Raw genomic sequence first — 19,021 nt, 5'->3', positions numbered from 1 at the left:
ATGTCCCCGGCCCTGGACTGAGTAACAACCTTCTCTACGGGTTCAAGGCGGCTCGCTGACGCTCGCCGCGCGCTCCCCGGCTCACCGCCGGGGACGCCGCTCATGTCTTCGCCCCGCTCCGTCCCCGGCTCCGCCGGTCGCGCGCCAGCAGCGAGCCACATGACCAGGGGTTCAGACAAGGCTGGCCGTGGCTGGGGCGGTCGGCTCCGCGGCTTTAGGCAGCCACCATGGGGCGAGCCTCGAAGATCGGGGCCCACTTCGGGCTATTGCGGGCAGGTCCACAGCCTGCCCGAGTCGCGGCAAGCTTACGGGCCCCGATCTCTCGCCCCATGGCAGCTCCCGCCCAAACCCGCTGCACCGACCTCGAATGAGTCCCATCGGGATCTAACTGCCCTGCCTTTTCCGAGGCCTTACCGATTTCGAGGACCAATCAATACCCGACCATGCCGAAAGAAGTGCAGTCGGGTTGGCACTAGCAAATGCGAACGCCGTCCTTAGAGGCGGAGCCAGAGCGGCACTTGCTATCTCAGTAACCACACCTTCGAGCCCACTTCTCAAGTTTTCCAAGCCTTCAATAAAAATCATTGAATCACCAGTCGATGATTCTTCAGAGAACCTTCGGGAGGTTTTCCCGACATTAGCAGAACGCACAAAGTGGTCCCGCGCATCAGCGCCGACCCGCTCCGTCGTGACAATCACTGGAACATCAGGTCGGAAAATGCCAACCTTCGCACCAAAAGAATACGCGTTCCCTAGATTGAACTCTTTGTCTTTGAGTTCGAACAGCACAAGCCTGCCATAAATTTCCGCAAGGCAGTCTATCTCTTCCCCGGAATACTCCTGCTCCATTCGAATATTCCTAGACGGAACGCCGAAGTCAAGCAGATACTGAAGCACGAGAAAAGAAAGCCACGCACTGCCGTCAAGCAGCGATCGACCGAAATCAGTAATACTTAGCGCTTTCTCATTCTTTTCTGCGGAGAGTGGTCTACCGCAGGCGCAGCGCATTCCGTATTTATCGAGATCGGCAAGGACATCCACCGAAGGTACCCGGTTTACCTGCGCGGAGGTCTTCGCGCAAACGATGACCACTTCGGTTTCAACGAGCTTCTGCGCGATCAAGATTTGGACAATCTCGTCCACCCGTCCGCGTTCCCTAGGAGGAATCTGCTTCGGCGCGTCCCCCAAGAGAAGTCCGCTTGAAGACTTAATGGCGATCGCCAACATCCGAACGGCCTTGTCCGAGAGCGCCTCAGCAGCGCCGAGTTCTTCCGGCGTTGGCGCGTTCGTCGTATTGGGCTTTCCGGCGGCAATCTCGCGGATTCTTCGCGGACTTGTAATAACTTCCTGGAGCTCTATCCCTTCCCATACTTCGCCGACAAAGCGCTCAAATTCACTAAGATCTACAGGATTGACCGACGGGATGGCGTAGGTAACCCGCACAATGCTGGTCTTATCTTCGAAGGCGACGATATCACCTTCGTCATTTCGGCGATTCAAAATCCGCACACTCTCATGCACCGAGATGACAATAAGAACGCTACCGTGCGTGTATATCTCGGAGTCTAGAGTATCGCTATCGCTGCCATATGGAGAACGGGCGAATGTCTCGGCACCTCGTCCCTCAAAAGCGGACTCGGGCACTCCAAAAAGCTCTGACTGTTGGCGAATTAGCGGCTTCACGATGGGTTGATAAGTAGCTGGCAACTTGTCGGTTAGAAGTTGGATCGGGTTTTCGGGGTGCGATGTGACTTGTGATCTTTTGGAAACTCTACGAAGCATTTCCACACCCTCCCACGCCTACAGACACGCCGCTACTCACTTGACAAGATCTACGCATATCGTCGCCTCTCGGCCAGCGCGAGCGAGGAAGGGCGATCAGCCTGCGTTCGGCGCGTTCAAGCTTTGGCTGGAGCCCGGACGACGAGGACCCCGGCGAAGCCGCAGCCTAAGCGTCTGGGCGCGGTCACCGCAGCCTCTCATTTCTGCGCAGCGCCGGCGGAGCTACAGCGCGGTACGGGGGTCCGTCGCCCCTGGCACCGTTGCAGGATCCAAGCTCGCAAGCCGCTCTGGGACGGGACACTTCGTCACCGCGTTGTCTGCATCGATTCGGCCAGCGGGCGCTATGCAGGAACCAGATCTCCCAGTGCTTGTCGAAGGGCCGCGCCCACAACAGAGCCAGTCGCGGCGACTTGACGCAGGTCATCGCCTTTCAGGTAGCGGTAGCTCTGGGGCGGGTGGAAGGTCCCTGCGGCACGCAGCGCTCCGAGCGTCACCGGCTCGTCGAAGGCGAAGGTGTCCTCCAACGTTAGGCCGCTGGCTTGCGTCGCGCCGCTCATGTAGGCGTCGTACTCGCGCTGGGTGATCCCCGTCTGAGAGCGGTAGACGGACCACACCTCCCTCGGGGAGGCGGTATGGACGGCGGCAATCCGCGCCAGGCCCACCAAGGCCATGGTGGGCGCGGTCGCGTACAGCAGAACCGGGGTACCGGGAGGTGCGGCGACGCGCTGGCGGCGGACTTCCACCGTCTTGCTGCCATCCAGGATCGCAGTCGCGAAACGGGGGTGGACGGACAGCAGCATCGCGCGCTCCGGATCGTTCACGTCGTTCGGTGCCCCTCTTGATAGATCGCCTGGAACAGCTCGTTCTTGATCTTCGACAATGAGATCAGCGAGCTCGGCGACCACGCTAGTCCTAGCTCCCTGGCCAGCGAGGTCAATCGCCGCAGGGTCACCGGCTTGGGGAAGATCTCGGTGTCTGAGAACCTCAGCGCCATGGCGCGGCCGGAAGCGTCAGCAGCCTCTTGAACCTCAGCACGACCATATACGCCCAGGTGTTCGAATTTCGAGAACAGGCTGTCGGGTGTGTCGATGAACACCTCGTCGAGTCGCGAACTCCCCATCACCATCTGGCCTTCCACGGGAGACTTGCCCTCGCTGACGTACCAGAGGAGGCGAGCCGGCACGCTCACCCCTCGGCGGCCAGAGGAGCGGTAGTAGACGTGCTCCCTACTGATGCCCAGGACGTCGCTCCGCGGAATCAGCATGGCGGGAACGTTGAACAGTTCGGTGGACCATCGAGGCTTGATAGGCACCAGGAAAGACGGCAGCTCCGAGTCGATGACCTTCGCCGGCCACCAGGCTCGCTCTACCAGCGCAGCGACCTCGGCTGGCATCCCAGCCTGGAGGGAGGTTGTCTCTACGGTCACCTCACGGGCGAGGCCGCCAGCCACCGCTTCCACTCCAGCAGCCGTCCCGCACACGTTAACGAGAAGAGCGATGAGTCTGCCGCCATGCTCGAAGAACCCGTCGTCCCGCGCCGCTTCCTTGGCGACATCAGAGGGATGCGGATCGGTAATGCGGACGATCTCAGCGCCGCAGTCCCGACCGAGGCGCTTAAGCAGGAAGAGAAGTTGCCGCGCCAGAGTTTGTTCCAGGCGATGGCGGGCCGTTCGAAGAACCGGGACGATCAAGGTGCGCCCGTCGAGTGCCCACGCGTACAGTGCGACGGGGCGGCCTTCACCGTCACGCAGCAACTCGCGGCGCCATGCGATCGTTCCCTCGCTTAGCGACCGCAGCCTCTCAGCGAAGGCGGAACCATCGTCGTGGCCTGACTGCCGAAAGAACGCGATCAGTTCGCCCTCTCCGCCGGCCGCCACCGCGCTAGACCTAAACTCAGTGCCCATCAAATCCGCTGGGCGGTACACCTGAGCCTGTCGAAGTTCATCCACATGGAGGGTCACGGTTGCAGGTGAAACGACGCGAACCCTAGCAACTTCCCACGCGATGTCGGCCAAACGAGACAGTTGCGAGTCGCGGGTCGCGAGAACTTGCAGACCGGCGCACGAAGTCTCGGCGATGTATTGCAGGCAGCGATGAAGTTCCGCGTCGACGGTCAGATGTCCAGAGGATCGAGCGACCGCCCGGACCAGTTCGCTCCTACGCTCCGCCACAGCGCTGGGATCAGGAGTTAGCTGGCGCAGACCATTGAGTGCCGACCGCTGGTGCTGCCGCTCCGCTGTATCAGTGACATCTCGAATTTGGTGGACCAGTTGGGGCGTGTGGACAAGTTCGACGAGATCCGTCATCCACCCCGCTTCCATCGCACGGGACTCCTCCGGGTCACTCCTCTCGGCAAGCCCGCGCAGGTCGGCGAAGACGCCGTGATCGACAGCCACCGTCAACTGCGCATCACTCTCCACATCCGCAAACAAGTCCGGATGTCCGAGGTCCAGCCACCATCCATCGAGGATTTCACCGCCACGACCCCGCCCTCGGACCTCTCCCCGTGGTACAAAGCCCAGACTCGTCCACATACCGCTGAGCTCGTAGTCTCGTCGGCACTTCGCTTTGATGCCGAGCCGTTGCGGATACTGCTTGCTGATTGCCTCAACGAGGCGTCGTGCGATGCCTTTGCCGCGGTGGTCTTCGGACACACACAGGTGCGCAAGACGTATGTGGGGACTTCTCTTCGGAAGCCCGAACAGCGCGTACCCAACCAGCTCATCCGCTTCGACGGCGGCCACGAGCCCCCCATCATCTGCCATCTTGCGGTATGCAGGCGGCGTCATCAGGCCGAGTGTCCTGGTGTGCCGATTCCCCAACGCTACGGCCTTGTCGATCAGCTCGTCGTGAGTGGCAGACACCCACAGCACCTCGATCGCCATCGCTCCCCCTCCAGAAGGGCTGGCAAGCCAGCCTGAATTCCCCTGTCAGTGCATACAGGGAAATCCGACCTCAACCAAGGCCATCGCTCAAGATGGCACAGAGGGCGCACAGTGGTGCAACTGCTGGGGAGCCCGTGCCGACTCACGGTCGATGCGTAGTCTGTGTACACGAGTAGGGCCATGACCAGCCAAGACGATGGATGCCGTTGAGCACCGGACATCAGCAGCGGTGGATTCCGTTAGTCCCTGGCGACCAGAGGGGGTTGCCACTGTCGACGAGCTCCGTGCGCGATCCTGCCTGGACGGTCTGGTCGAGGGACCACACTCCGGCCAGTTCCTGTTGAACGTCTCCGCGGCTTCTACCTCGACGCCCGGAACCCCGTCTGGCGGCAGTACATCAACGTCTACGGACCTGCCGGCGATCCTCTCACCTGATGGCTGCGACGCCGTCCCGAAGCTCATCGGGACGTGCCCGATGCATGCCCGTCCGAGGGGTGCATCCCGGCGAAACGCGGTCAACGGCGGGCCGTCCTGCAGCCTCCGAGAACCGTCATAGGTGCAGGTCAGCGAGTAGACGCAGCCTCCTGGGCCCCGTGATTCCCAAGCTCAGAGCGCGGGTTCGATTCCCGTCATCCGCTCCAAAGAAAAAGGCTCGGGTCGAAGACCCGGGCCTTTTGTGTTGTCCAGACCTCTTTATGCATCGCGCACCAGATCCGAACGAGAAGGCTTTGCCCGCTCGGATCGGGCACGCGCATCCAGTGCGGCAGCGATCTCCTTCTGCCGAGCCAGCGGCGAGTGTTGGTAGATCAGATCAGCGCCGCCCGCTCGGAGCACTGGCCGGCGCGGACCCTGGCGTCCATGAGTGTGGCGCCGGCTGCGTCGACAGGGTGTGCCCGGTGTGCCGCAGATCGTAGAAGCGGAAGTTCTCCGGAAGCCCCACTTTCGCGCGGGCCCTACGCCATTTACGTCCGAAGGACGAGCGTCGAAAAGGAGCACCCTTCTCCCCCACGAACAGCAATCCGTTCGGTTTCTTCTCCGCGTACCAGGCGAGGTGGCGCACGAGGTCCCTCCGCATGAATTCCGACAGCGCGAGAAAGCGACGGCCGGCGTCGGACTGGGTAGCGCCAGGTGGTGCGACCTGACCGAGGACGAGGAGGACACGTCGCCTTGGTCGACAGGGCCGTTGATCGGAGAGGCAAGCGGCCCGCTCGTCTACTTCCCGATGCGATGGAGCATGACCGAGGAAGCCTCCGCCTATGCGGCAACCTTGGCGGCCTCCATGGGTCTGGTCTGCTTCGACCCTCAGAAAAACCGGCTCAGGCCCTGAAGCTGAAGGCCGCCCGCCGTCTCCGCTCCGCCTCCTCCCGATCCGAGGTCACCCGGGCTCGTCGGGCGTGCCGAACACGGTGGTCCAACGGCGGGCAAGGATTTCGTTCCCCTCGGGAGCGAGGAGTTCGGGGGCGCCGAGCGCGAGGGCGGCCGAGTACGCCGCCTTGAAAGCCCGCTGCCAGGCAGGATCGATGAGCACTTCGGTGCCGTCCTCGTCCTCGTCAGGGCCGAACAGCTCGGGCCCTACCTGTCGGGCAGCCTCCGCCACTGCCGAGTGCAGCGTCGACAAGCTCCATCCCACGGGGGAGCCGTTCCTGGCTCGCCCCTGAGCCCAGCGAGCCCAGAGTTGCTGCGTCAGGGCCTCTTCGCCGGCGTCCGACAGCCGGCTGAGCGTACCCACCTGCTCGGGCGTGAGAGTGCGCGCCGCGGCAACCACCCATTCGACGGCGTACCCGTGCGGACCGGCGACCAGCCATGGAGGGACCTGCTCAACGACGGTGAACTCCAAGCATCGCGCCCACGTGCCGCCCAACGGCGGTCGCACCGGCCGCACCAGATTGTCCACACGCCACAGGCTGGATGGCCACACCAGCACATCTCGTCGCACACGTGGCAGCGACCGCACATGGGCTTCGGCCGGCTCCGCTCGACCAGCCTTCCGTCGGGTCCCATCGAGTAGAAGCGTCCCGGGCCCATGGCTGCGACGGCCTGCTTCAGTGCCTCTTCCTTCTCGGACCGGCTCGGCCCGCTCGGGTCGTGCACGGCGAAGCCATGGAGGGCTATGGAGTCCGCGTCGACGTCGCCGGGCTCGGGACGGCCTTCGATGATGAACCCGCAGAGTGCACGGAGTGCGTCCTCGCCGAAGTCGAGTGGGTGGAAGGGCAGCGGATAGGGATCGTCCTCCTCACCCGGCCATGGGATGACCTCTGCCGGCCGTTCCCCGGCCCAGTAGGGCAGTTCGAAAGGAAGCGGATCGCCGACGTTCTCGATGATGCCGCTGTCGGGTGACACGCTCAGCGACCGAACGAGGCGACCGTCCTCCCAGACGGCGAACGCCAGCCAGTCGACCACACTGTGCATGGCGTGCAGGACCAGCCGCCGCCCACGGCTCGCGCCCACCAGAGGCTCGGCAAGCTGCGACGGCTCATCGACCATCACCCGCCGGTCGCAGACGACCTCCACTCCCGGCCAACTCGCGGCGTACGCCGTCCCGTCGGGTGGATAGACGGCGTCCGATAGGTTCGAGACGTCTCCCTCTGCGATCTCCCACTCCGGATAGAGACGTCGCATCAGGGCGAGCGTCCGTTCCAGGTCCGGCGCTTCGGACTCCACCCGGTGCAGCAGCTCCGGCACATCTGCGTCCGCGTACACCAGCAGGCCGGTCTTGGCTCCCACGGTCTCTCCCCCCACAGGCAACGAACATCGGACCCAGCATGTGCTTGCCCCAGGCCCAACGTTCGGGATGCTAGGGCCAGGCGCTGACAACGGCCCTTGCAGGACTCCCACCGCCGTGATCAGGCCTGCGGGTAACGGGAAGAGGCCCCTTGTTCACGCAGAGCACTTTTCCGACGGCTGAGTGTGTCGCCGTCAAGGAGTGCTCGTCGCCGCCGGCCCGCTGGGCTGATGCATGGCGTCGTTCGGCTGGGACGACTGCAGGGCCCACCAGGCCAGGGCCAGAAAACAGCCGAGGAGCGCCGCTGCCACGCCGAGGACGACGACCTTCCTGTTGGACCGCCCGGTCGTCGACGCCACCGCGGGTGCGGAGTCCGGTGGCGCCGGGTGTGCCGTGGGCGTTGCGGATTCCGTGGGCGTTGCGGATTCCGTGGGCGTTGCGGATTCCGTGGGCGTCGGCCCCTGCTCGGCCGAGACGATCTCCTCCGGAGAACCCAGTCGCTCCAGAATGGCCCGCACCGCGGTCGCGTCCAGGACCTCCACTTCGTCCGTGGCCGCCTCGATGTGCTCACGAATCTCTGCCCTGAGCTCCGCGCGGCGCTGCGGCTCGAGAACGGCGGAGGCGCTGTCCAGGCGCCGCAGGTACTCCTCGACGAGTTGTTGGCGCACAGACGTCATCGGTGGTCCTCCTCGTTGTCCAGCAGTTTGTCGACGGCCGTGCGGAACTGCGCCCAGTCGCCGGTGAACTTCTCCAGCGCATCGCGTCCCGCGGACGTCAGCGAGTAGTAGCGGCGCGCCGGCCCGACCTCGGACTCGCGCAGGAAGGAGCTGACCCACGCGTCCTTTCGAAGCCGGGACAGCAGGGGGTAGATCGTGCCTTCGCTGGTCACCAGCCCGTGCGTGTCGCACAGTTCCCGCACCAGTTCGTAGGCGTACTTCTCGCGGTCCCGCAGCTGGGCCAGGACGCAGAACTGCAGGACTCCCCTTCTGAGTTGGCTGATCCCTGAACGTGGTTCCTCAGGAGCTACCATGTTGTGCAAGGTACCTGGCGACGCGCGCCACGGGCAACTCCTCCTACGGCGCCTCTGCGTTACTCACGTGACATGGGAGACCGGTCGCGCTCACGATCCCCATCGAGCGACGACCGCCTCCTCAACGCTGAAGGCCGCGCCGCACTCCGCGCAGTGGGCCGCGCCGCCGTCCTCGGCGATCGGCTCGCCGCGATCGATGAGGACGCCGAGGCGCTGAGCTGGTATTTGCACGCCGCCGAGCGCGGTCACGTCGGCTCGATGTTCGCCGCCGGCTGCTGGTACCGCGACGGTCTGGGGACGGCGCCGGACCCGGTCCAGGCCGTCCGCTGGTTCCTGGCCATGCTCGACCACGGCAACGGCGACGGCATCCACGAGACCATCGAACTGCTGCAGCGCGGCGGTATGACGCCCGAGCAGATCCGCGCCGCCGGCGAACTGGCGGGCCGCCCCTCCGAGGCCGAGACCTTCGTCGCCATGGCCACCGAACGCGGCTGGTGATCGGTCGCCGCCCCCGTCTCTCTCCCCCTGTCCGGCTCCCCGCTCCCCCATGAGCGGGCGAAATCCCGTTGGCGTTGTCAGACCCCCCGCATACATTGATCAACGGCGTCGTCACCGACGGTCGCCGATCGGACACCAGTGGGAGTCATGCTCCGCGCCGGTCATGTGGGGGGATGAATGACAGTGAGAAGGTCAGGCAGGCACGGCTTCAGACGGTGGGCCGTCGGCGCGGCGGCCACCCTGCTCGTCGGCTCCGCCTTCGCGGCGCTCCCGGCGGCGGCCCAGGCGGCCGACGGCGCGACGCCCGCGCCGAGCGGGCTCGCTGTCAGTCCCACCCCGGTGGGCGGGGCGGACAGCGACGGCTGCGGGGCGAACGCGCCTTACGGGTACATCGGGAGGGCCACCGGGATCACCTTCTCGGCGACGTCGAACGGGACCCCGTCCGTCTGGTACGACACGGAGTTCCTCGTCGAGCCGGGCGACGGATCCGCGCCGTACGACTACACGAGATCCGGCTACGGCGGCTCCGCGCGGCAACTGACGCCGCCTTCGGCGGACTTCGCGGACGGCGTCACGTACACCTGGCGCACCCGTGACGTCGACCAGGCGGGGGCGGCGTCGGCCTGGTCAGGCGACTGCCATTTCACCGTCGACCTGACCCCGCCGGCCACCCCGGTGATCACGTCCAAGGTGTTCCCGCCGACCGGTTCCACCGCGCCGGCGCCGCCGGTCCGCACCACCGGCACCTTCACGTTCAAGGTGTCCGGGCCGGGCGCGCAGGACACCGTCCGCTTCGAGTACGCGCTGGACCGGCAACTCGCCGTCGGGGGCAACGCCTCCGTCCCGGTCGGCTCCGACGGCACCGCGAGGGTGAAGCTGACGCCCACGCAGTGGGGGACCAACTACCTGAACGTCCAGACCGTGGACCGGGCGGGGAACGTCTCGGGAACCGTCCGGTACAGCTTCCTCGTGGCCTCCGCCCCGACGATGGACCGGGCCGGGGACCTCAACGGTGACGGGCAGGCCGACCTGCTGGCCACCGGCGCCGACGGCAAGCTCTACGTGCTGTACGGCAAGGGCGACGGCACGCTCAAGAAGGCGGTCACCTACGCCGACACCGGCGACGGCTGGGACCAGGGCGGTGTGCTCCGCGACGGTGACGTCAACGGTGACGGCTACCAGGACCTGCTGCGCATCAGCGCCACCGGCTACGTCACCGGGGTCCCGAACAACGGTCTCGGGGACTTCGGCACGCACGGGTCGAGCACGGGTCCCTGGAGCCGAGCCGACGGCACGAGCTGGACGGCGGCCACGCAGATCCTCCACGGCACGTCAGGCAGCCTGGGCACGTCCACGCGCTTCCAGGACATCCTCACCGTGGAGAACGGCCAACTGCTGCACTGGGCGGGTGGCTTCGACGGGATGAGCTCCACCGTCCTGGCCACCGGTCTCGAGCACAGCACGGTGATCACCCCCGGTGACATGACCGGCGACGGCATACCGGACGTCCTCATCCGTGACGACGCCACCGGCACGCTCACTCTGGCCGCGGCCGACGCCGCCGGGACGCTCGCCGCGCCCGCCGACCGGACGACGGTGGGGACGGGCTTCACCGCCGCCCGCTACCCGCGGGTTCTCAGCGCGGGTGACGCCAACGGCGACGGGATACCCGACCTCTACGCCGCCACCCGGCACGGAGGCCTGAAGTTCTTCGCCGGGCTGCCCGGCGGCGGCTTCGCACCCGCGGTCGGCGCCCACGGCGGGCTCGACTGGACGACGGTCGTCGCCGCGGACTGACCAGCTGCACCGAACCGACGCGAGCCGGGTCAAGGGCCTGGGCCTGGGCCTGAACCTGGCTGGGCCTGGGCCGTGGTCTCGCTGGCGGCGTCAGACTGAGGGCCGAAGCTCGGGGGACGCGCGGTCGGGCGCGGGACTGTTCCACGACTCGAGCAGGCGCAGCGCCTCCTCGGTCGCCGACCCCGGTTCTACGTTGTAGACGTACAGCGTCTGTTCCGCGTCCCCGGGCACCGGGAAGGACTCGAAGTCGAAGTGCAGGTCGCCGACGACGGGGTGGTGATGGATCTTCGCGCCGTGCGTGCACCGCAGCACCCGGTGGTCGTTCCACCAGGTGGTGAACTCCGGTGACCGCAGCATGAGTTCGCCCACCAGGTCGGCGAGCTGCCGGTCGTTGGGGCGGCGTCCGGCCTCCAGGCGGAGGATCGCCACGGTCTCGGCGGCGATCCGTTCCCAGTCGCCGACGGTCTCCCGGGCGGACGGGTCCAGCAGGTAGTAGCGCGCCAGGTTGCGGGCCGGCACGGGCAACGCCTCGAAGTCGGTGAGGATGGCCCGGGCCGGCCGGTTGGACGCCAGGACATCGGTCCGGCGGCCGAGGACGTACGCCGGGACGTGCTGCAGGGTCTGCAGCATCAGGTGCAGGCCCGAGCGGACGCGCTGCGGGCCGGTGGGAGTGCGGTGCGTGGCGGCTTTCGGCCGGGTCAGCAGGTCCCGCAGGTGCTCCGCCTCGGACGCGTCCAGGTGGAGGGCCCGGCTCAGGGCGTCGAGGACCTCCGGTGAGGGGTTGCGGGACCGCCCCTGTTCGAGCCGTGTGTAGTACTCGGTGCTGACGCCGGCGAGCCGGGCGACCTCGTCACGGCGCAGTCCGGGAACCCGGCGGGTGCGGCCGTCCTCGGGCAGTCCTGCCTGGTCAGGGGTGAGACGGCTACGCCGGGTGCGCAGGAAATCGGCGAGCTCGTTTCGGCTGTCCATGGCTCCAGTGTGGCTCTCGCGGGTGCGGTGTCCGGGGCCGTGGGTGGCCCTGCCGGTACCAGCCTCGGCAGGGCCACGCCTGGGACCCCCGCCGTCCCGTCCCCGTCAGGTGGACTTCGTCAGGTGGCCCCCGCCACCCGTGATCACCCACCCGTCTCCCGGACGCATTGCCGCAGCCGCGCCACGTCGTGGTGGAGCCCTTGCATGCCGTTCCTCCTGGCGGGAGAGGGCGGGTTTCGGCCCCGGCCTCCGCGCACGTGTCGCGGGACGTGCTCGCTCCGGACGTCGGGCGCTTCGAGGGCCGCCCGAGGCCCGGCGCCGTCCCTTACGCCGAATGGGCGACATCCACGCTACCTGCGGGAACGTGGAGTCGCATGTGGGGGACGACCGGTCGGCGGCACCCACGCACGCGTGACCGGAAGGCGCCGCGCGCTCGCGATCGTGTCGTGTTCCGGCGGCGGGCGGCACGGCGGCTATCGTCCGTGACACGGCCGGGGCAGCGCCGGGCCGGCAGCCGGACGGAGTGCCATGACCGCAGCGGGTTCCGGGCAGCAGCAGCCGCCGTCGGCGCGCGCTCTCGCCGTGGCCCGGCACGGCCGGCTGTGGATCGTGCCGACGGTCCTGTCCTCGCTGGTGGCGCTGTTCCTCTCGCTGCTCTACATGGGCGGCATCGTCGATCCGAACGACAGCCTGCGCCGGCTGCCGATCGCCCTGGTCGACTCGGATCAGGGCCCACCGCTGCCGGGGCAGCAACAGCCGCTGGGCGCGCAGTTGAGCCGCGCGGTCGTCACGTCGACGCCGTCGACAGCGGTGGAGTGGCGCCGACTGAGCCAGGCGCAGATGCAGGACCAGTTGGCGTCCGCCAGGATCTACGGCGCGCTGGTCATCCCGGCCGGCTTCACGACGTCGGTCGGCGCGCTGACCACTCCCCGGGCCACGGCGCGGCCCACCCTCACGGTGCTCACCAACCCCGGACTGGGCAGCCTCGGTTCGTCCCTGGCCAGCCAGATCTCGCAGACCGCCGCGCACCAGAGCTCGCTGGTCATCGGGCGGCAACTGTCGGCACAGGCGAGCGCCAAGGGCGCGGAGGCGACCCTGCGCGCCCTGCTGGCCGACCCGGTCACGGTCACCGTCCGGCCCGGGCATCCGATCGGCCGGCACAGTGGTCTGGGCCTGACCGCCTTCTACTACACCCTGCTCCTGGTGCTCGCGGCGTTCGTCGGGGGCAACATCATCAACAACGGCGTCGACGCGGGGCTGGGCTACACCGACAACGAGATCGGGCCGTGGCACTCGCGCCGCCCGACGGTGCCGATCAGCCGCACGCAGACGCTCCTGCTGAAGATGATCATGTCGGCGGCCATCGCCGTGCTCACCACCAGCCTGACGATGGTCGCCACCATCGCGGTCCTGGGCATGGACGCGTCGCACATCCCGCTGCTGTGGATCTTCTCCTACTGCGCGAGCCTGGCGGTGGGGCTGGGCGTGCAGGCCATCAACGCGGCCTTCGGCGGGATCGGCCAGATCGTCTCGATGTTCGTCTTCGTCGCCCTGGCCCTGCCCTCGTCGGGCGCGACGGTCCCCCTCCAGGCGGTCCCCGGCTTCTACCGCTTCCTCGCCCTCTTCGAGCCCTTCCGCCAGGTGGCAGGGGGCGTGCGCGCCGTCCTCTACTTCGACGCCCGCGCCGACGCCGGCCTCAGCCGCGGCTGGACCATGATCGCCATCGGCTTCGCCCTCGCCCTGGCCTTCGGCTTCGCCATGACCACCTACTACGACCGCAAGGGGCTGCGGCGCATGGTCTTCACCGAGGCCGGGTAGCGCGGTTCCGGCTCGCGCCTCCCGGCACCGACCGGACTGGGGCGGGCTGACACATCCGGTGGCGGCCCGCGCTGGACGGGGTTCCCGTCGTGACCTTCACAGGTGGTAGGGGCGGCCCGTCTGGGTGGAGGTGAGCTGGTCCGTGGGGACCTGCTTCAGGGCGGCCATCACCTGCGGGTCGGAGACGAGGGAGATCAACTGGTCCTCGGTGAGGGGCCTGCCCTTCTCCAGCTTGGACGTCGCGGGGTCCACCTCCGTGGCGCTGTCCTCCAGTCCCCAGGCCTGGCCGTCCTGGGTGTACACGGCCACGGAAACGGCGTGTCCCTCCGCGAGCGCGGCGTCGGTCTCCCAGGCCCACCCCCGGGAGCCGTCCGCCAGGGAGACGGGCCGGCAGTCGGTGTTGTACCGGGAACCCGTGCAGGGATTCGGCATGCCGGCCAGGTTCTGATACCCGACCTCCGCGCCCAGGGACGTCACCGTCCCATCGGATCGCACCAGCCGGAAGACGGCCGGACCGTCACCGTCCTCCAGCGTCATCCCCGCGGGCAGACGGCCGGCCAGCGCCGCGCGCACGGCGGCGTGCGTCCGGTCGAGGTTGGCGTGGCTGTTGTCGTGAGGCGGCGGCGACGGCGTCCTGGCCTGACCTGCCGGGGCGGGCGCGACGTCCGGCTGCTGCGCGCCCGTCCGGCCGTGCGTCACGCCGTACCCCACGCCGAGGCCGGCGACAGCCAGTACGGCCGCACCCAGCACGGCCTTCCCCAGGAAGGCGCGACGGCGCCGCCTGCCGCCTACGAGGATCGCGGCCAGGTCCGGTGCGCCCCCCGCCTCGCCCCGGAGAGCACGCGTCATGGCGTCCTTCACCTCGTCCGCGCTCGCCGGGTCCGTCATGTTCGTCATGTCCGTCATGTCCGTCACCTGAGGGCGCCTCTCTCTTCGAGCGTCTCCCGCAACGCGGCCAGGCCCCGTGCCGCGTCCGAACGCACGGTCGCCGGCTTGCGGCCGAGGAGTCGTGCCACCTCGTCCACGGGAAGGTCCTCCCAGTACCGCAGCACCACCACCGCGCGCTGGACCGCGGGCAGCGACTCCAGCGCGGTCAGCAGGGCGTGCCGCAGCGGTACGTCGCTCTCCTCGGCGGCCCGGTCGGCCACGTACTCGGCGGGGACCTCCCCCGTCGAGCGCTTGCGCTGCCAGTCGATCCACGTGCGGGCGAGAGTCGAACGCGCGAAGGCCGCGGCCCTCGCCGGGCGGCGCAGCGTCCACCAGCGGGCGTACACCTTGATCAGCGTGGCCTGCGCCAGGTCCTCGGCGGTGTGCCAGTTCCCCGACAGCCAGAACGCCGTACGCCGCAACGCCGCCCACTCCGCGCGGGCGAACTCCTCGAATTCCACGCAGCCCCTCCTCCCGGACACCACCCATCAGACGAGTCGGTGAGGCGCCCGCGTTGCAGCCGTGGGTGCCGGGATGCGCGGGCCGCGGGCGAGTGCCTTTCGGGAGGCGGGGGTGGGGATATGTCCGCGTGTATGCGGAAGGGGAGGGCCCGGGGCGATTTACCGTGGGTTCATGGGACGGGTGACCTGGTGGGCCGTGTTGTCGTCCGCGTGCGCTCCCGCCGTGCTGGTCGGCGGGTCGATGACGGCGGCAGCACTGCAGGGGCCCACGTACGACCCCGTCACCGAGACGATCAGCGTGCTGGCGGCCGGCGGCAGGTCCGAGTACTGGGCGCTCACCACGATGCTGGTCGTGCTCGGCATGTGTTACCTGACGACCGCCTTCGGGCTGCGCGCGGCCGCTCCCCTGGGGCGGGTGGCGCTCGGCGCCGGCGGGGTGGCCGCGATCGTGCTGGCGCTGTTCCCGGCGCCGAAGAGCGGCGGCTCGTTCCCGCACGGTTCCGTGGTCACGGTCGGGTTCTCGCTCCTGGCCGTGTGGCCGGTCCTGGCCTGCTTCCGCGGCGCGGGTGCCGCACGCGGCACGAGTGTGCCCTGGGCGCTGCGTCCCGTGCCGTCCATCACGGCGACGGCGGTGATAGTGGTCGGGGCCGCGTGGTTCCTGGTCGAGCTGGAGCTCAACGGCCCGGCCGGCATCGCCGAGCGCGTGCTGACCGCCCTGCAGTCGCTGTGGCCCGCCGTCGTGGTCGTGTCCTGCCTGCTCCACCCGCGGCGTATCTGACCGGGCCGGGGAACCCCCGTGGCAAACGGTCTAACCGCGCGTCACGCTACTTCACCCGATTGCGCCGTCCTCGTCCCACCCCCGCACTCGTTGATCGGGTGTGAACACGCCCTCTGGCCAACTGACTTCCGGGGATCCGGGCCGGGTCCCCGGCGGCCGCACCACGCCTGCGCAGGCGTTCACTCCCGAGAACGGCCGGGAGACGGCACGCGGTGCGGGGTCCGACGCCGCGCCGGCCCCGGACCTGCCCCTGCCGTACAGCGCCCTGCTCGGCGGCCTGCTCTCCCTCGCGGGACGCACCCCGCCGGATCCCGCCCGGTCCGCGGAACCGGCGCCCCTCGCGGACCCGAACCCCGCACCCCTCGCGGACCCGGACCCCGCCCCCCTCGCGGCCCCCGCACCCCCCGGGGACCCGGACCCCGCGCACCCGCACGACTCGCACCACGGACGGCCTCGACGTGTATGAGTACGACCTCCACCAGACGGTGGGGACCGACGAGTTCTTCCCGTACGACGGGGGACCCGCAGACATCCACCCCGGCGGGTTCGCCGCCGTCCCCCCGGGCGGCCTCGCCGACTCCCGCCCCGGCGGCCTCCACGACTTCCCCACCGGCGGCCTCGCCGACCTCTTCCCGGAACCCCGGCCGGACGACACCACGACGCAGTGGGACCTCGACGCCGAGTTCCAGCACCTGTTCAAGCCGGTGATCGTGGAGGCGGAGCCGGTCCCGCCGCAGAACCTCTACGCCACGGCCCACGTCGTCCCGCCCGTGGCCCCCCAGGTGGTCCCTCCCCCGGCACCCCCGGCGCCCCCGGCGCCCCCGGCGGGCCCGCCCACCGCGCCCCCGGTGGTCCTCGCGACACCCCCGGTCGACCGGCTCAGCCGCCTCAGCCACCGCCGCAAACGCCCCCGGCTCGTGCGGCTGCGGCGGGCGCTGAGCCTCGGCGTCTCGATCGCGGTCGTCACGGGCGGGGTCGCCGGCACCATCAGCGTGCTCGGCGCGATGGTCTCGTACGGGCCCCTGCGCACGCTGGCCTCGCCGACCGCCCACGGTCTGGACGACCTGTGGCCCCTGCTGGTCTACGGTCCGTGGCTGGCCGGCTGCCTGACCGTCCTGCACGCCACCGCCCACCGGCGGCCGGCCAGGACCGGGTGGGTCGCGGTGGTCCTCTTCTCGGCGATCGCCATGGCCCTGTGCGTCGCCGACGCACCGCGGACGATCACGGCGAGCGCCACCGCCGGCCTGCCACCGTTCTCCGCCCTGGCCGGCTTCCTCCTCCTGTCCCGCCAGATCACCCTCATCCGCCCCAGCGAGCCGAAGGTCCCACGCCGGCGCCGACGCAAGCACTGACGCCGGCCACCAGGCGCGGCTGAGCCCCGGCGGCGACCGCCGGCACCGGGGGACAGCCGGCACCGGCGCCGGAACGAGACGGCCCTGCGGCCTGCACAGCCATTACGGGAGGTTCGTGTGCTCCTCGAAGTGAACGACCAGGTGGTGTTCGAAGGACCGCGCACGGACGACTGGTTCGTCTGGGGCGTGCACTCCGCCCGCACCCCCTACGCCCCGGGCGGCCTGCTCACGGTGGTCGAGGTCTCCGCGGTCAAGGAGATGATCGGCATGGTCGCGCAGGGGTACATCAGCGGGCAGCAGGTCGCCGAGGCGCTGGACACCCTCGCCCTGCGGGTCGGCCCGCCGGAACCGGAGGACGCCGAGGGCGAGACGGAGATCCTCGGGTACGACTGCCCGCACGGCTGCCCGGTGTGCCTCGGCGCCCGGGCCGAGTTCGACGCGATCGCCACCGAGTCGTTCGTGCACAAGATGCGTCTGGCGGACCCGGACCGCTATCCGTACGCGGCGGGGAAGACCACGCTGCATCGGAGCGTCTGCCCGCGGGTGGCCCGGTACGTGGGCCGGGCGGAGCCGGTGGGCTCGCCGTGGTGCCAGGCCGGGCTGCCCGCCTTCGCCCACCACGGCGTGTGCAGCACCACGTGGGCGGCGGGGATGCAGGTGCTGACGGCGGACGAGGCCGCCGAGTGGGTGAGCTGGCAGACCGACCCCCGCCACGGAGGCGGCTACAAGCTGTGCTGCCACTGCCTGTCCCCCCTCCCCGGGCCCCCCGGGCTCGCGGCGGACGACCAGGGCGGGTTCGACGTCACGTACTGGCCCGCGGACAACGCCGCCGCCTGGGGATGACGGGGTGCGGGTCCCCACGACACGGAGACCCCACGGCACGGAGGTCCCCGCGGCGGGGGCGGCGGGGGCGGCGGGTCAGGAGGCCGGTCCGCGCAGCGCGGTCAGTCCGGTGCGGACGGCGTCGGCGACGAGCGCGTCGTCGGAGGGGGCGTCCTGCCGGTCGCGGTCGCTCAGGACCCCGACGACGATCGGGGAGCCGGAGGCCGGCCAGACGACGCCGATGTCGTTGCGGGTGCCGTGGCCGCCGCTGCCTGTCTTGTCCGCCGCCTTCCACCCCTGGGGCAGCGCGGCCCTGATGTACGGGCCTCCGGTGGTGTTGTGCAGCATCCGGTCCGTGAGCCGGGCGCGGCGGGCGGCGGGCAGGGCCGGGCCGAGGAGGAGGGCGCGCAGGTCGGTGCCGAGGGCCCGCGCCGTGCTGGTGTCGCGGACGTCGCCGGGTGCCGCCTCGTTGAGGCTCGGTTCGGTGCGGTCGACGTGCGTCGTGGTGTCGCCGAACTCCCTGACCGCCCGCTGCAGACCGGCGGGACCGCCGAGTTCGCGCAGCATCAGGTTCTCGGCGGTGTTGTCGCTGTACTGGAGGGCCGCGGCGATCACGTCGCTCAGGGGCATGCCGTCGGCGACGTGCCGGGAGGTGACAGGGGCGTAGTCGAGGAGGTCGGACCGGCTGTAGCGGATCGTGCGGGCGAGGTCGGCGTCGTCGTCCTTCCGGAGCAGGGCCGCGGCGGCCAGCGCCTTGACGGTCGAACAGGTCGCGAACCGGCGGTCGGCCTGGTACGTGACGGTGCGGCCCGTGCCGGTGTCGAGGAGGAACAGCCCGAGGCGGGCGTGGAAGCGGTGTTCGAGGTCCTGGAAGGACGCGTCGGCGGACGGGGCCGCGCCGTCGGACGGGCCCGCGGAGGCGGACGCGGACCCGGTCGCCGTTCCCTTGCCGGCCGCGGGTGCTGCCCGGGAGGACGCCGCGCCGCCCCCGCACCCGCTGAGCAGCCCCAGGGCCAGCACGGCGGCCGCCGCCGGAACGGCACCGGCGTGCCCCCGTGACCCGGCACGGGCGCGGACTCGGATCGGCCGGCGCGTCGAACCGGTTCGGCGTGCGGAACGGACCATGCCCGGCAGCCTCGCCGCCGGCTCCGGCCCTGTCAAAGACCCACGCCACGCGGCGC

At 69.3% G+C, this 19,021-nt stretch carries 17 protein-coding genes and 1 pseudogene; 6 read left to right on the top strand and 12 right to left on the bottom strand.

What is annotated here, in order from left to right:
* Positions 1–384 precede the first annotated feature (384 nt).
* The 8 genes and pseudogenes from K7862_RS31960 to K7862_RS31930 all read right to left on the bottom strand — a co-directional run bounded on the left by K7862_RS31960 (position 385) and on the right by K7862_RS31930 (position 8,418).
* Positions 385–1,788, bottom strand: a complete 1,404-nt coding sequence (locus K7862_RS31960) for a hypothetical protein (RefSeq protein ID WP_222968411.1) — start codon at positions 1,786–1,788, stop codon at positions 385–387.
* A gap of 335 nt (positions 1,789–2,123) precedes the next feature.
* A complete protein-coding gene (locus tag K7862_RS31955) occupies positions 2,124–2,603 on the bottom strand; it encodes an ASCH domain-containing protein (RefSeq protein ID WP_308012304.1) in 480 nt (159 codons plus the stop codon).
* On the bottom strand, positions 2,600–4,666 hold the full coding sequence (locus K7862_RS31950; RefSeq protein ID WP_222968410.1) for a GNAT family N-acetyltransferase: 2,067 nt from the start codon (positions 4,664–4,666) through the stop codon (positions 2,600–2,602). Before K7862_RS31950 ends, K7862_RS31955 begins: the two co-directional genes overlap by 4 nt.
* Before the next feature lie 693 nt (positions 4,667–5,359).
* A pseudogene (locus K7862_RS37975) lies at positions 5,360–5,795 on the bottom strand (site-specific integrase); the annotation flags it as partial.
* A 246-nt stretch (positions 5,796–6,041) separates the two neighbouring features.
* The gene (locus tag K7862_RS31945) at positions 6,042–6,284 is read right to left on the bottom strand and encodes a hypothetical protein (protein WP_222968409.1); all 243 of its coding nucleotides are present in this window, start codon (positions 6,282–6,284) and stop codon (positions 6,042–6,044) included.
* 65 nt (positions 6,285–6,349) lie between these two features.
* Positions 6,350–7,390 carry a DUF6928 family protein gene (locus K7862_RS37970; RefSeq protein ID WP_262414139.1) on the bottom strand — a complete coding sequence of 347 codons (1,041 nt, stop codon included), beginning with the start codon at positions 7,388–7,390 and terminating at the stop codon, positions 6,350–6,352.
* A gap of 192 nt (positions 7,391–7,582) precedes the next feature.
* Entirely contained in the window at positions 7,583–8,065 is a 483-nt protein-coding gene (locus K7862_RS31935; RefSeq protein ID WP_222968408.1) for an HAAS signaling domain-containing protein, read from the bottom strand.
* Positions 8,062–8,418 carry a PadR family transcriptional regulator gene (locus K7862_RS31930; RefSeq protein WP_222968407.1) on the bottom strand — a complete coding sequence of 119 codons (357 nt, stop codon included), beginning with the start codon at positions 8,416–8,418 and terminating at the stop codon, positions 8,062–8,064. The genes K7862_RS31935 and K7862_RS31930 overlap by 4 nt, the downstream gene beginning before the upstream one ends.
* A 153-nt stretch (positions 8,419–8,571) precedes the next feature.
* Here K7862_RS31930 and K7862_RS31925 point away from each other — a divergent pair, with 153 nt between their 5' ends.
* Positions 8,572–8,916 (top strand): SEL1-like repeat protein, encoded by a 345-nt coding sequence (locus K7862_RS31925; RefSeq protein ID WP_222968405.1) that lies wholly within the window; start codon positions 8,572–8,574, stop codon positions 8,914–8,916.
* A gap of 177 nt (positions 8,917–9,093) precedes the next feature.
* The gene (locus K7862_RS31920) at positions 9,094–10,713 is read left to right on the top strand and encodes an FG-GAP repeat domain-containing protein (protein WP_222968403.1); all 1,620 of its coding nucleotides are present in this window, start codon (positions 9,094–9,096) and stop codon (positions 10,711–10,713) included.
* Between the two features lie 90 nt (positions 10,714–10,803).
* On the opposite strand, the gene K7862_RS31915 is transcribed toward K7862_RS31920, so the two are convergent.
* The gene (locus K7862_RS31915) at positions 10,804–11,682 is read right to left on the bottom strand and encodes a helix-turn-helix domain-containing protein (protein ID WP_222968401.1); all 879 of its coding nucleotides are present in this window, start codon (positions 11,680–11,682) and stop codon (positions 10,804–10,806) included.
* Positions 11,683–12,210: 528 nt separating this feature from the next.
* On the opposite strand from K7862_RS31915, the gene K7862_RS31910 reads away from it, so the two are divergent.
* Positions 12,211–13,500 carry a YhgE/Pip domain-containing protein gene (locus K7862_RS31910; RefSeq protein ID WP_222968400.1) on the top strand — a complete coding sequence of 430 codons (1,290 nt, stop codon included), beginning with the start codon at positions 12,211–12,213 and terminating at the stop codon, positions 13,498–13,500.
* A 96-nt stretch (positions 13,501–13,596) separates the two neighbouring features.
* Here K7862_RS31910 and K7862_RS31905 read toward each other — a convergent pair whose 3' ends face one another.
* Both K7862_RS31905 and K7862_RS31900 read right to left on the bottom strand, forming a co-directional pair.
* Positions 13,597–14,406, bottom strand: coding sequence for a hypothetical protein (locus K7862_RS31905; RefSeq protein WP_222968399.1), 810 nt, complete (start codon positions 14,404–14,406; stop codon positions 13,597–13,599).
* A gap of 5 nt (positions 14,407–14,411) precedes the next feature.
* Positions 14,412–14,888: a SigE family RNA polymerase sigma factor gene (locus K7862_RS31900; protein WP_222968398.1), complete on the bottom strand. Its 477-nt coding sequence runs from the start codon at positions 14,886–14,888 to the stop codon at positions 14,412–14,414.
* A gap of 172 nt (positions 14,889–15,060) precedes the next feature.
* Here K7862_RS31900 and K7862_RS31895 point away from each other — a divergent pair, with 172 nt between their 5' ends.
* The 3 genes from K7862_RS31895 (at position 15,061) to K7862_RS31885 (ending at position 17,861) form a co-directional block, all read left to right on the top strand.
* On the top strand, positions 15,061–15,666 hold the full coding sequence (locus K7862_RS31895) for a DUF998 domain-containing protein (protein ID WP_222968397.1): 606 nt from the start codon (positions 15,061–15,063) through the stop codon (positions 15,664–15,666).
* A gap of 458 nt (positions 15,667–16,124) precedes the next feature.
* The gene (locus tag K7862_RS31890; RefSeq protein WP_222968396.1) at positions 16,125–17,018 is read left to right on the top strand and encodes a hypothetical protein; all 894 of its coding nucleotides are present in this window, start codon (positions 16,125–16,127) and stop codon (positions 17,016–17,018) included.
* A gap of 117 nt (positions 17,019–17,135) precedes the next feature.
* Positions 17,136–17,861 (top strand): hypothetical protein, encoded by a 726-nt coding sequence (locus tag K7862_RS31885; RefSeq protein WP_222968395.1) that lies wholly within the window; start codon positions 17,136–17,138, stop codon positions 17,859–17,861.
* A gap of 75 nt (positions 17,862–17,936) precedes the next feature.
* Here the strand turns inward: K7862_RS31885 and bla are convergent, their stop codons facing one another.
* Positions 17,937–18,860 carry a class A beta-lactamase gene (gene bla, locus K7862_RS31880; protein WP_308012303.1) on the bottom strand — a complete coding sequence of 308 codons (924 nt, stop codon included), beginning with the start codon at positions 18,858–18,860 and terminating at the stop codon, positions 17,937–17,939.
* Positions 18,861–19,021 lie beyond the last annotated feature (161 nt).

Source organism: Actinacidiphila acidipaludis (assembly GCF_019890725.1).
Lineage (GTDB): Bacteria > Actinomycetota > Actinomycetes > Streptomycetales > Streptomycetaceae > Actinacidiphila > Actinacidiphila acidipaludis.
The sequence above is the reverse complement of the archived record's forward strand: the minus strand, read 5'-3'. Positions and strand labels throughout refer to the sequence as shown.